At 61.6% G+C, this 13,712-nt stretch carries 9 protein-coding genes and 1 pseudogene; all 10 read right to left on the bottom strand.

What is annotated here, in order from left to right; translation table 11 throughout:
• Positions 1–44: 44 nt before the first annotated feature.
• Positions 45–2,632: pseudogene (gene mdoH, locus AC3IX1_RS01925) on the bottom strand (glucans biosynthesis glucosyltransferase MdoH); the annotation flags it as partial.
• Positions 2,625–4,439 (bottom strand): glucan biosynthesis protein G, encoded by a 1,815-nt coding sequence (locus tag AC3IX1_RS01920; protein WP_489386915.1) that lies wholly within the window; start codon positions 4,437–4,439, stop codon positions 2,625–2,627. The gene AC3IX1_RS01920 and the pseudogene mdoH, both read right to left, overlap by 8 nt.
• A gap of 321 nt (positions 4,440–4,760) precedes the next feature.
• Positions 4,761–5,198, bottom strand: coding sequence for a D-aminoacyl-tRNA deacylase (gene dtd / locus AC3IX1_RS01915; RefSeq protein WP_008047807.1), 438 nt, complete (start codon positions 5,196–5,198; stop codon positions 4,761–4,763).
• On the bottom strand, positions 5,195–6,166 hold the full coding sequence (gene pip, locus AC3IX1_RS01910) for a prolyl aminopeptidase (RefSeq protein ID WP_150726550.1): 972 nt from the start codon (positions 6,164–6,166) through the stop codon (positions 5,195–5,197). Before pip ends, dtd begins: the two co-directional genes overlap by 4 nt.
• A gap of 104 nt (positions 6,167–6,270) precedes the next feature.
• Complete coding sequence (locus AC3IX1_RS01905) at positions 6,271–7,176, bottom strand: alpha/beta hydrolase (RefSeq protein WP_489386914.1); 906 nt, start codon at positions 7,174–7,176, stop codon at positions 6,271–6,273.
• A 138-nt stretch (positions 7,177–7,314) separates the two neighbouring features.
• Positions 7,315–8,271 (bottom strand): choline ABC transporter substrate-binding protein, encoded by a 957-nt coding sequence (locus tag AC3IX1_RS01900; RefSeq protein WP_489386913.1) that lies wholly within the window; start codon positions 8,269–8,271, stop codon positions 7,315–7,317.
• Between the two features lie 255 nt (positions 8,272–8,526).
• Entirely contained in the window at positions 8,527–9,330 is an 804-nt protein-coding gene (gene hutG / locus AC3IX1_RS01895) for an N-formylglutamate deformylase (protein WP_489386912.1), read from the bottom strand.
• A gap of 10 nt (positions 9,331–9,340) precedes the next feature.
• Positions 9,341–10,546 (bottom strand): imidazolonepropionase, encoded by a 1,206-nt coding sequence (gene hutI, locus AC3IX1_RS01890; RefSeq protein WP_489386911.1) that lies wholly within the window; start codon positions 10,544–10,546, stop codon positions 9,341–9,343.
• 17 nt (positions 10,547–10,563) lie between these two features.
• Positions 10,564–11,970, bottom strand: a complete 1,407-nt coding sequence (locus tag AC3IX1_RS01885) for an amino acid permease (protein WP_489386910.1) — start codon at positions 11,968–11,970, stop codon at positions 10,564–10,566.
• A gap of 110 nt (positions 11,971–12,080) precedes the next feature.
• Positions 12,081–13,613 (bottom strand): histidine ammonia-lyase, encoded by a 1,533-nt coding sequence (gene hutH / locus AC3IX1_RS01880; protein WP_489386909.1) that lies wholly within the window; start codon positions 13,611–13,613, stop codon positions 12,081–12,083.
• Positions 13,614–13,712 lie beyond the last annotated feature (99 nt).

Here is a 13,712-nt window from a genome sequence, read left to right as displayed (position 1 = left end):
CGAAGACCGCGATCTTTCTTGATCAACACCCCCGCCCCAGAGTCGGAGCGGGGGGCTTTCATCAGGCCGGCTGGGCCTGCACGCTCAATGGCTTGAGCGGCAGCAGCGGCGCGTGGGGGTCGGCCTTGACCGACTTGCGCCAGGCGCCCAGCCACTCAGGGTGACCTTCGCTCCAGACCTGCTCATGCAAGCGGGCCAATGCCACCGGGTCGCTCAGCAGTTGCACCTTCTCGTTGTTGGTCAGCCCTTGCGGACCGACCTTCATCGCATGGCGAACCCGCTCGATCCGCAGCCACTCAATCGGCTCGGCCTGATTGTGCCGGGAGGTCGCCAGCGAGCACGCCAGGGCGTTCTGCTGTGGATCGACCACCGAACGGACGAAGCCGTCGTTCAGCGCGTGCCAGCGGTTTTCGTGGGTGTACTGGTCGGTGGCCAGCAAGGCCTGCGGCGGATTGTATTCCTCAGGGATCAGGAACAGGCTCTCGTCGCGGGACTTCAGGCCCAGGCCGACGCGGCTGGAGATCACCGATACCGGAATCGACAGCATCAACGAACCGACGATCGGCACCAGCCACCACAGGAAGCTCGGGTTCAGCCAGATCACCAGCATCGCCCAGAAGAAGCCCAGCAGGGTTTGCGGGCCGTGGCGTTTGACCGCTTCGCTCCACGGCGTGGAGTCGTCGTCACGCTGTGGCGAGTTCCAGGTCGCGGCCCAGCCGAGGAACGCGGCGAGGACGAAACGGGTGTGGAAGATCATCCGCACCGGCGCCAGCAGCATGGAGAACAGCATCTCCAGCAGCATCGACAGGGTCACCTTGAACTTGCCGCCGAACTCTTTCGCGCCCTTGGCCCAGATCAGGATGATGCTCAGCAGCTTCGGCAGGAACAGCAGCACGATGGTGGTCGAGAACAGCGCAATCGCCTTGTCCGGGTGCCATTGAGGCCACAGCGGATAGAGCTGGCGCGGCTCGAGGAAGTACTGCGGCTCCATCAGCGTGTTGACCGCCAGCAGCGCGGTCGACAGCACCAGGAAGAAGAACCACAACGGCGCCGACAGGTAAGACATCACGCCGGTCAGGAACACCGCGCGGTGCACCGGGTGCATGCCCTTGACCAGGAACAGCCGGAAGTTCATCAGGTTGCCGTGGCACCAGCGACGGTCACGCTTGAGTTCGTCCAGCAGGTTTGGCGGCAGTTCTTCATAGCTGCCTGGCAAGTCGTAGGCAATCCACACGCCCCAGCCTGCACGGCGCATCAACGCGGCTTCAACGAAGTCGTGGGACAGGATCGAGCCGGAGAACGCGCCTTTACCGGGTAACGGCGCCAGGGCGCAGTGGTCGATGAACGGCTTCATGCGGATGATCGCGTTGTGGCCCCAGTAGTGCGACTCGCCCAGTTGCCAGAAGTGCAGGCCGGCGGTGAACAGCGGGCCGTACACGCGGGTCGCGAACTGCTGCATGCGCGCATACAGGGTGTCCATGCCCGACGCCCGTGGCGCGGTCTGGATGATCCCGGCGTCCGGCGTGGCTTCCATCAGGCGTACCAGACTGGTCAGGCACTCGCCGCTCATCACGGAGTCGGCGTCGAGTACGACCATGTACTTGTAGTCACCGCCCCAGCGACGGCAGAAGTCGTCGAGGTTGCCGCTTTTACGCTTAACGCGACGGCGGCGACGGCGATAGAAGATCTTGCCGAAGCCTCCGGCTTCACGGCAGACGTCCAGCCAGGCCTGTTGCTCGGCGACACAGATATCGGCGTCGTTACTGTCGCTGAGGACGAAGAAGTCGAAGCGGTCCAGGTTACCCGTGGCCGCCACCGACTCGAAGGTCGCCCGCAGACCGGCGAATACCCGTGGCACGTCTTCGTTGCAGATCGGCATCACCAGGGCGGTGCGCGCATCCTTCGGTATCGGCTCGTTGCCGGCACTTTTACCGGAGATACGGTATTTATCGTGGCCGGTCAGCAACTCCAGGAAGCCCATCAGCGCGGTCCAGAAACCGGCCGATACCCAGCAGAACAGAATCCCGAACAGGATCAGGATGCTGGTCTGCAAGGCATACGGCAGCACTTGCGTGGCGGTTTGCAGCAGCGGTTGGTGCAGCACTTCGTTGAGGTCGACGAACGACCAGCCCTGGTACGGCATGATGCCTTTCATGTACCAGCCGGCGACGATGGTCTGGCCGAGCATCAGCAGCAACAGAATGTAGCGACGGATCGAACCGACCGTGCGCCAGCGCGCCGCCGGCAGGACACGTTCGTCCTTCGGCGGCTTCGGCGGGTTGGTCCGACCGGTCATCCGACGCCAGCCACGCACCAGAATGTTGGTGCGCCACGGCTCCGGCACGACCTTGGTCCGCCGGATCGGCGGGGTCGCCTTGAGGCAGACCCGGCCGTTGGCGTCGAGCACCAGCATTTCCGCGTCCTGCAGCTCTTCGGCAGTGCTCAGGGTCAGGCGTTTGCCGACCGAAGCCTGGGCGGCCTCGGTCGGGGCGTCGAACGTCGATGACGACAGGCGTTCATGCAATTCGCTGAAAGACTGGCAGCCCGCGAGTTCCGCGCGCTGCTCGTCGGTCATCGGCAGATGCGCCAGATACTCGGAAAGAGTTTCTGGCCGTACTTGAGAGTTACTCATCGGCAGGCAACTGATAGCTCCAGGTCTCGGTCAGGACTTCTTCAGTCGGGGCCGATTCCGGTGTGGCTGGGGCCGCGTCGGCAGCGACAGGCTGCTTGGCGTCTTTATTGGCCTTGTCCTTGGCATCTGCAACAGGCTTGGCTTCGGCCTGTTTGGCCTCCGCTTGCCTGGCTTCCTTGTCCGCCTTCTCTTGTTGCTTGGCGGCAACCTTGTCGGCCTTGGCAACCGACGAGTTCGACGACGCAATCGAAGTCTTGGCCAGGTCCGCCGGCACGATGTTCTGCACCAGTGCGGCACGCATCTCGGTGGACTTGCTCGGATCCTTGATCTTCATCCGCAGGGTCAGGCGCCAGCCCTTGGTTTCAGGGTTATAGCGCACGCTGTTTTCCACCAGCTCGGCGTTGTCGCCGACGCTGACCTGGCTGCGAACTTCCGCATCGGCCGGCAATGCCGCCAGGGACGGGCCTTCGAAGTCCACCAGGTAGGCAACGCTGCCGTCCGGCTGACGAATCAGGTTGGACTGCTTGACGTCACCGGTGGAACGCAGGGTCTGTTTGACCCAGGCGCTGTCCGGCGCGTGAATCGAGGCTTCATCCATGGTCCAGTGCATACGATAAGCGACATCGAGCGGCTGGCCAGGTTCCGGCAATTTTTCCGGGTTCCAGAAGGCAACGATGTTGTCGTTGGTTTCGTCGGCGGTCGGAATCTCGACCAGGTCGACGGTGCCCTTGCCCCAGTCACCCTTCGGCTCGATCCAGGCGCTTGGGCGCTTGTCGTAGCGGTCGTCGAGATCTTCATAGTGGCTGAAGTCGCGGCCACGTTGCAGCAGACCGAAGCCGCGCGGATTTTCTACGCTGAAGTTGCTCACGGCCAGGTGCTTCGGATTGTTCAGCGGACGCCAGATCCACTCGCCGTTGCCGGCATGGATCGCCAGACCGCTGGAGTCGTGCAGCTCACGACGGTAGTTCAGTACTTTCGACGGCTGGTTGGCGCCGAACAGGAACATGCTGGTCAACGGAGCGATGCCCAGTTTGCCGACCTTGTCACGCAGGAACATCTGCGCCTTGACGTCGACGATGGTGTCGCTGCCCGGACGCAGGGTCAGGCGATAGGCGCCAGTGGCACGAGGAGAGTCCAGCAGGGCGAAGATCACCAGGTGCTTGTCGCCTGGCTTGGGCTGCTGAATCCAGAACTCGCGGAAACGCGGGAATTCTTCGCCGGACGGCAATGCGGTATCCAGCGCCATGCCGCGAGCGGACAAACCATAGACGTGCCCTTTGCCGACGACGCGGAAGTAGCTCGCGCCGAGCATGGTCATGATTTCGTCTTGCTTGTCGGCCTTGTTGATCGGGTACAGCACACGGAAACCGGCATAACCCAGTTGTTCGGTGGCCTTGGGATCGAACTGCATGTCGCCGAAGTCGAAACGACTCGGGTCGTATTTGATCTCTTCGACGGTGTTCGCGGTGATTTCGTTGATTTTCACCGGCGTATCGAAATGCATGCCCTGGTGATAGAAGGACAGCTTGAACGGCGTCTTCTGATCAGCCCACTCGGCTTTTTCCGTCAGAAAACGAATTTTCTGATAGTCCGCGAATTTCATGTCGCGGAACTCGTTCGGCAGGTTACTGCGCGGCGCTTCGTATTTCTGCGCGGCCAGCTCTTTTGCCTTGGCCGATACATCATCCAGACTGAATGCCCAAAGCTGACCGGCGCTGAGCAGGCAGAGCAGTGCAGAGCCCGCTACCAGGGCGCTGCGTAACCGTTTGGCAGACAATTTTGGTGCGTTACAGGGACTAACAATCACGAGCAACCCTCGCCGAAAACAGATCAAAAAACCAACGGCCAGTTAAAGGGCCTGCACGGTGTACGGTATGAAAAAACCGTCCTTGCAAACCACTCTTGCCAAGTTGGCGAGCATTGTTCCGACTCCGCTGGGGCGAAATGATTCCCCAATCGGATCCGGACAAGTCTCTACCTAAGTCAAAATGGACCAACGAACGCTGATCCCCGTAGCGCGGGATTATCTAGTAGGCAGCGTTACAACGCATCAGGGGTAACAAAGTATTTATCGCGTAAAAGCCCTGTTTTCAGTCGAAATGAGCGTAAAAACTTGTTTCAAGCGCTTTCAGGTCTGTAACAGGAAGGTTACCGGGCCATCATTGACCAGGTGCACCTGCATATCCGCGCCGAATCTACCTGATGCCACAGTGCCATGCACCTGTTTCGCTTTGCTTAATAGATAGTCGAACAACTCCTCGCCCAATGCCGGAGGGGCAGCGGTCGAGAAACCCGGACGCAGCCCGCTTTTGGTATCGGCAGCCAGGGTGAACTGAGAGACCAGCAGCAGCCCGCCGCCCACATCCGCCAAGGACAGATTCATCTTGCCCTCAGCGTCACTGAACACCCGATAGTTAAGCAGTTTATTAAGCAGTTTGTCGGCGCTGGCCCGCGTGTCGTCGGGCTCGACGGCTACCAGGACCAGCAATCCCTGATCGACGGCACCCACGATCTCGCCCGCGACCTCGACTCGCGCGCCGCGCACCCGTTGCAGCAGCCCCTTCATGCTTCTTCAGGCGGCAGGTCGAGCAGACGCCGGGCCATCTGATTGGCGGCGCGTACCAGCGCGTCGGTGATGCCCGGTTCGGAAGCGGCATGACCGGCATCGCGGATGACCTGCAGTTCGCTGTTCGGCCAGGCTTGATGCAATTCCCAGGCGTTATCCAGTGGGCAGATCACGTCATAGCGACCATGGATGATCACACCAGGCAAATGGGCGATCTTGCCCATGTCCCGGATCAACTGGTTCTGCTCCAGGAAGGCGTGGTTGCTGAAGTAGTGGCATTCGATGCGAGCAATCGATAACGCACGTTGTGGTTCGGAGAAGCGATCGACCACCAGCGGGTTGGGACGCAGGGTCGCAGTGCGGCCCTCCCAGGTGGACCAGGCCTTGGCCGCATGCATCTGGGCGATCTGGTCGTTGCCAACCAGGCGTTTGTGAAATGCGGTGAGCAAGTCGTCGCGCTCGTCCAGCGGGATCGGCGCGATGTAGTCCTGCCAGTAATCGGGGAACAGGCGGCTGGCGCCGGCCTGGTAGAACCATTCGATTTCCTGCGGACGGCAGAGAAAGATCCCACGCAGGATCAGACCGTGTACCCGCTCAGGATGGGTTTGTGCGTAGGCCAGCGCCAGGGTCGAACCCCAGGAGCCGCCAAACAGCACCCATTTGTCGATGCCCAGGTGCTGGCGAATCCGCTCGAGGTCGGCGACCAGATCCCAGGTGGTATTGTTTTCCAGGCTGGCATGGGGCGTGGAGCGACCACATCCGCGCTGATCGAAGGTGACAATGCGATAAAGGTTGGGATCGAAGAAGCAACGACTCTGGGCATCACATCCGGCACCGGGGCCACCGTGGATGAACACCACCGGCAAACCTTCCGGTGAACCGCTTTCGTCGACATACAGCGTGTGAGTCTCGTCGACGGCCAGATCGTGCCGGGCGTGGGGTTTGATCTGCGGGTACAAAGTCTGCATTGCGCACTCCGTAAGGGGTCGAGGTCATCCCTGGGGGGACTTCTATTATTCTGCCGTCCGGCATCATAAACCCGAATTACGTCAATGAGCATGCCCATGCAGAGTCAGAGTTTTGCCAACAGATATCCGAACAAGGTTTCGTACAGCGCATCGACCTCGGCCGCCTGCCCTCGGGCCCGCAAACAGCCATGGACCAAACCCTCGCCGACATACAGTGTGGCAGCAACGCCCGCGGCATTCAGTCGCTCGGCATACAGCACGCCGTCATCACGCAACGGGTCGAATTGCGCCACGGCGATCAATGCCGGTGGCAGTCCGCTGAAATCCGTAGCGAGCAATGGCATGGCATAGGCGTTCGGATGGCGGGTACCTTGCAGGTAAAGCGCGTGATAGCAATCGACGTCACTGCTGCCGAGTAACGGCGCGTCGATGCACTCACTGCGCGACGGCAACCGGTGATCGCCGCCCAACCCGGGATAGATCAGAACCTGCGCACACGGCACCGGCTCGCCGGCATCGCGCAGCGCCAGGCACAACGCCGCCGCCAGGTTGCCACCGGCACTGTCGCCGGCCACCAGCGTACGCGCAGGGTCGAGTTTGAACGGTCCGGTGCGCAGTGCTCGCCAGACCTTCAGGCAGTCATCGAACGCGGCGGGAAACGGATGCTCCGGTGCCAGTCGGTAATCGACGGCGATCACCCGTACACCGAGTGTCGATGCCCATTCGGCGCAGATGAAATCGTGGGAATCGAGGTCCCCCACCACCCAGCCGCCGCCATGCAGATAAACGATGCACGTCGCGCCGCTGGCCGGTGGCTGATAGGAACGAACAGCAACACCGGCCAACTCGAAATCGACCACGTGCAACCCGGCGGGGCGTGCCGGGGTAAACGCCCGGCACATCTCGCTGTAGGCCTGGCGCAACCCGGTGATACTGCTGTCGGTGCTGTTGAAACTCAGGGTTTTGTCGACGAACGCCGTCATCTGTTTGGAAAGCGGGTATGGAGCCATGAGCCTGGTGCTCGTTCAGGAAAGTGGGTGAGATCCCCTGTAGGAGCGAGCCTGCTCGCGATGGCGGCGTGTCAGTCGACATCAATTCTGAATGTCCTACCGCTATCGCGAGCAGGCTCGCTCCTACAGGTTTTACTGTCAGTGATTCAGACTGGCCTGAACCGTGGCTACGCCATCCTTGCCATCGAAACTGCTGACACCCGCCAGCCAGCGCTGCAAGTCCTCCGGATGGTCACGCAGCCATTTTTTCGCGACGTCCTGAGCCGTCTGGCGCTCCATGATCGGCACCATCAACTGACTTTCCTGGGCGGCGCTGAAAGTCAGGTTTTCCAGCAGGCGATTGACGTTCGGGCAGCGCTGGGCGTAATCCGGTGCGGTTACGGTGGAAACGGTCGCCGCACCTTCATTCGGCCCGTAGACATCTTCGCTACCGGTCAGGTAGGCGATTTTCATGTTGATGTTCATCGGGTGCGGGGTCCAGCCGACGAACACCACGAATTCCTTGCGATTCACCGCCCGCTGCACGGCCGCCAGCATCCCGGCCTCACCGGACTCGATCAGTTTGAAATCCTTCAGGCCGAAGTGATTGGTTTCGATCATGGTCTTGATCGTGGTGTTGGCGCCGCTGCCCGGCTCGATGCCGTAGATCTTGCCGCCGAGCTGATCCTTGAACCTGGCGATGTCGGCGAAGGTTTTCAGACCGGCCGCTGCCACATAGTCCGGGACAGCGAGGGTGGCCTGGGCATCGGCCAGGCTCGGCTTGTCCATGACCTTCACCTGATTGGCAGCCACGAACGGTGCGATGTTTTTATCCATCGCCGGTTTCCAGTAGCCGAGGAAGATGTCCAGGCGCTTGTCGCGGATGCCGGCGAAGATGATTTGCTGCACGGCGCTGGTTTGCTTGCTTTCGTAGCCAAGACCGTTGAGCAGCACATCGGCCATGCCACTGGTGGCGATCACGTCGGTCCAGTTGACCACGCCCATGCGCACGGCTTTGCAGGAGGCATCGTCCGCGGCCATGGCGCCGGCGCTCAACAGAGCGGTGCCGCAGAAGATTGAGAGACAGCGGGTGAACAGACCTTTGGGGCTTGTCATAGAGAGCATTCTCGTGCGGCAGCGGATTATTGTCGGCCGGTGTCTTTGCGCACCGTGGGCAGAACATTACGCAGCAGACGAGCGGTGAAAGCGAACTGTGGCGACCGTGTTTTGCACGGTGGCGACTGTCAGCCTAACCTGTAGGAGCGAGCTTGCTCGCGATGGTCGTGAACGGTAACGCGCCCAGTCAGACACCCCGCGACATTCTCTGGTTTTTCGCGAGCAAGCTCGCTCCTACAGAGACCGCACCAAGCCTTAATGCCCGTAGTGCTTCTCACCCCAGGCCAACAACCCTTGCAGCAACTCCTTCAACACCACCCGCGTCGGCTCCGCCAGGTCCGGGCGATAGCGGAACGGCTCGAACTCTTCCATGTAGGTGCACTGCCCCAGCTCCAGTTGCACCGCATGAATGTTTTCTGCCGGGTTGCCGTAATGACGGGTAATGTGCCCGCCCTTGAAGCGCCCGTTCAGCACATGGGTGTAGTTGTCGTGAAGCGCGCAGATCGCTTCCAGTCGGGTCGCAAGCTGTGGATCGCAACTGGCGCCGTTGAAGGTGCCGAGGTTGAAGTCCGGCAGCTTGCCGTCGAACAGGTGCGGGATGATCGAGCGGATCGAGTGGGCATCGAACAGCAGCGCGTAGCCGAACTCGGCCTTCAGTCGCGCAAGTTCCTGCTGCAAGGTGCTGTGGTACGGCGTCCAGATCTGCTCCAGATAAGTCGCGCGCTCATCGGCAGACGGCTCCAACCCTTCACGGAACAACGGTATGCCGTCGAACAGTGTGGCCGGGTACAGACCAGTGGTCGCACCCACGTACAACGGTTTGTCATCGGAAGGCCGGTTCAGGTCAATGACAAACCGCGAATACTCGGCCGCCAGGGTGCTGGCGCCCAGTTCAGCGGCGAAGTCGTACAGCTGCGGGATGTGCCAGTCGGTGTCCGGCAGGCTTTTCGCGTCAGGGATCAACCCGGCTTCGACTGCCGGGGTCAGGCGCACGCCAGCGTGGGGCATGCTGATCAGCAGCGGTACGCGGCCTTGTTTGAAGTTCAGAACCTTATCCACAACAGATCTCCTACAGACTTGATTCGACGCCGTGGCGCACGACGCGTTTTTCCAGGTCGCCGCCCAGCCAGTAACACAGGTCGGCCGGACGATCGATTTGCCAGGCCACGAAGTCCGCGACCTTGCCGGCCTCCAGCGAACCATGGGTGTCGGCCATGCCCAGCGCGGTGGCGGCGTGAATCGTCGCGCCGGCCAGGGCTTCTTCCGGAGTCATGCGGAAGCAGGTGCAGGCCATGTTCAGCATCAGGCGCAACGACAGTGCCGGTGAGGTGCCCGGGTTGAGGTCGCTGGCGATGGCGATTTTCACGCCGTGCTTGCGCAGGGCTTCCATCGGCGGCAATTGGGTTTCGCGCAGGAAGTAAAAGGCGCCGGGCAACAGCACCGCAACCGTGCCGGACTTGGCCATGGCAATGGCGTCGTCCTCGGTCATGAACTCCAGGTGATCGGCGGACAACGCATGATAACGCGCCGCCAGGCTCGAGCCGTGCAGCGACGACAATTGCTCGGCGTGCAGCTTCACTGGCAGGCCCAGTTTCCGGGCGGTAATGAACACCCGCTCGACCTGCGCCGGGGAGAACGCCAGGTACTCGCAGAATGCATCCACCGCGTCGACCAGCCCTTCGGCAGCCAGGGCCGGGAGCATGTCGGCGCAGATGTGATCGATGTAGTCGTCGGCGCGATCGGCGTATTCCGGCGGCAAGGCGTGAGCCGCCAGGCAGGTGCTACGCACGCTGACCGGCAGTTCGGCGCCGAGGCGACGGGCCACGCGCAGCATCTTGCGTTCGTTGGCCAGGTCCAGGCCGTAGCCGGACTTGATTTCGATGCTGGTGACGCCATCGCGCATCAGGCTTGTCAGGCGCTTGGCGGCACTGGCGAACAACTCGTCTTCGCTGGCTGCGCGGGTGGCGCGCACGGTGCTGGCGATGCCGCCACCGCTGGCGGCGATTTGCGCGTAGCTGACACCTTGCAGGCGCTGTTCGAATTCACCGCTGCGGTTACCGCCGAACACCGTGTGAGTGTGGCAGTCGATCAGGCCCGGCGTGACCCAGGCCCCGTTCAAATCATTGACGGCCGGGTACTCGCCCGCCGGCAACTCACCGCGCGGGCCGATCCACTCAATGTGCGCTCCTGACGTCACGATGGCCGCGTCCTCGATGATCGAGTAGACGCCTTGTGCCATGGTTGCGACGTGACAGTGTTGCCAGAGAGTTTTCATCCTTGGCCTCCATTAGGTTATCGATGAGAAAAAGTAGGATCCTGCGTCACCAGGGCTGCCTGGCCCGCCGCCGGTTTCACCCACGTCAGGTAAGCCAGCACCAGCAACACGATCCAGACCACGCCGACGATCAGCGCTGCCTGGGTGTCCGGGAAATAGCCCAGCACGCCGAAGATGAACAGCATGAAGGCAATCGCCGCCGCCGGCGCATAGGGCCAGAGCGGCACCGGGAATTTCAGTTGTGCAACCTGCTCGGCGCTCATGGAGCGGCGCATGGCCACTTGGGTCACCAGAATCATCAGCCAGACCCACACCGTGGCAAAGGTCGCGATGGAAGCGATCAACAGGAACACGTTTTCCGGGATCAGGTAGTTCAGCAACACGCCCAGCAATAGCGCGGCACTCATCACCACCACCGTCATCCATGGCACGCCATTGCGCGACAGGCGGGCGAAGCCCTTGGGTGCATGCCCTTGCTGGGCCAGGCCGAACATCATGCGGCCAGCGCCGAAGATGTCACTGTTGATCGCCGAAATCGCCGCCGTGATCACCACGATATTGAGGATGGTGGCCGCCGAGCTGATTCCCAGCTTGTCGAAAATCTGCACGAACGGGCTGCCCTGGCTGCCGATCTGCTGCCATGGAAAGATCGACATCAGCACCAGCATCGTCAGCACGTAGAACAGCAGGATCCGCAACGGTACGGCATTGATCGCCCGGGGCAGCACGTGCTGCGGGTCCTTGGCTTCACCTGCCGTTACGCCGATGATTTCAATACCGCCAAACGCAAACATCACCACCGCGAACGAAGCAATCAGACCGCCCATCCCATTGGGCATGAAACCGCCGTGGCTCCAGAGGTTGCTGATGTCGGTCGCTTGCCCTGGGGCCGAGCTGATGCCGAACCACATGATGCCGAAACCGCCCAGGATCATCGCGACGATGGCCGCGACCTTGAGCAGCGACAGCCAGAACTCCATTTCACCGAAGACTTTGACGCTGCACAGGTTCAGGCCGCCAACGATGGAAACGACACCCAGCACCCAGATCCAGCGGGAAACCTCCGGGAACCAGAAGCCCATGTAGATACCGAATGCAGTGACGTCGGCCATGCCGACGATGACCATTTCGAATGCGTAGGTCCAACCGAGGATGAAGCCCGCCATCGGCCCCAGGTAGGTGCTGGCGTACTGGCCGAAAGAGCCGGTCACCGGGTTGTGCACCGCCATCTCACCGAGGGCGCGCATGACCATGAACACGGCCGCGCCACCGATCAGGTAAGCGAGCAGTACCGCAGGCCCGGCCATTTGAATGGCCGAGGCAGATCCATAAAACAGCCCGGTGCCGATCGCCGACCCCAGCGCCATGAAGCGAATATGTCGGGCAGAGAGCCCGCGTTTCAAACCTTTTTCTGGCTGTTGCATTTCTCGTCCCTAATTATTGTTATTCGACGCAAAATCGAATCGCGAGCGAACTCGCCCCCATGCTGGAGTGCATGCACCCTGTGGGAGCGAGCCTGCTCGCGAAGGGGCCATTACAGGCTAGGCAGCAACTTCGTCGTCACCAGCTCGTTCAGGCAGCGCGAGGCCAACAATTCAGACGCCGCATTGATGTCCGGCGCGAAGAAGCGGTCTTTCTCATAGAAAGGCACTTCGTTACGCAGAATGGCACGGGCCTTTTCCAGTTTTGGCGAAGTCTTCAGGCCGTTGCGCAGGTCCAGGCCCTGCACTGCCGCCAGCCATTCAACGGCGAGAATCCCACGGGTGTTCTCGGCCATTTCCCACAGACGCTTGCCAGCCGCCGGAGCCATCGATACGTGGTCTTCCTGGTTGGCGGAAGTCGGCAGGCTGTCCACCGAGTGCGGATGGGACAACGCCTTGTTCTCGCTGGCCAGTGCCGCTGCGGTCACCTGGGCGATCATGAAGCCGGAGTTCACGCCACCGTTGGCCACCAGGAACGGCGGCAGTTGCGACATGTGCTTGTCCATCATCAGCGAGATACGGCGTTCGCTCAGGGAACCGATTTCAGCGATGGCCAAAGCCATGTTGTCAGCGGCCATGGCCACCGGCTCGGCGTGGAAGTTGCCGCCGGAAATCACGTCGCCTTCAGCGGCGAACACCAGCGGGTTGTCCGATACGGCGTTGGCTTCGATCGCCAATACTTCGGCGGCCTGACGGAACTGGGTCAGGCAGGCGCCCATGACTTGTGGCTGGCAGCGCAGGGAGTACGGGTCTTGTACCTTCTCGCAGTTTTCGTGGGAGTCGGAGACTTCGCTGCGCTCACCCAGCAGATCGCGGTAAGCGGCGGCGGCGTCGATCTGGCCTTTCTGGCCACGGGCAGCGTGGATGCGGGCGTCGAACGGCGAGCGCGAGCCCAGGACCGCTTCCACGGTCAGGCCGCCCAGTGCCAAGGCACCGGCGAACAGGTCTTCACCTTCGAACAGGCCGCGCAGGGCAAACGCAGTGGACACCTGAGTGCCGTTGAGCAGCGCCAGGCCTTCTTTCGCGGCCAGGGTCAGCGGGGCCAGACCAGCAACTTTCAGCGCTTCGGTGGCTTCCATCCACTCGCCTTTGTAGCGCGCCTTGCCTTCGCCCAGCAGCACCAGCGACATGTGGGCCAGAGGCGCCAGGTCACCGGAAGCACCGACCGAGCCTTTCAATGGAATGTGCGGGTAGACCTCGGCGTTGATCAGGGCGATCAGCGCGTCGATCACCACACGGCGGATGCCAGAGAAACCACGGCTCAGGCTGTTGACCTTGAGCACCATGACCAGACGCACCAGCTCATCGCTGATCGGCTGGCCGACACCGGCAGCGTGGGACAGCACCAGCGAGCGCTGCAGGTTTTCCAGGTCTTCGCTGGCGATGCGGGTCGAGGCCAGCAGGCCGAAACCGGTGTTGATGCCATAGGCGGTGCGGTTCTCGGCGAGGATCTGTTCCACGCAGGCAACGCTGGCTTCGATCTGGGCCGAGGCGCTGTGGTCGAGGGTGACTTTAACCGGCTGCTGATAGACGTCACGCAGTTGGGCGAGGGTCAGTTGGCCTGGGATCAGGTTTAGCGCAGTCATTTTGTGCTCCTTTTGAGAGTTAGTTATTAACTCACCAGACGCTCCGGAGATGTCCGTTGTCCGTCGCGTCTGCCTTTTGGGGAGACGCGCCTTGGCACG

This window comes from Pseudomonas sp. KH_046_2 (genome assembly GCF_057838985.1).
Note: the sequence above shows the minus strand (reverse complement) of the source record. Positions and strands in the feature narration are given on the sequence as shown.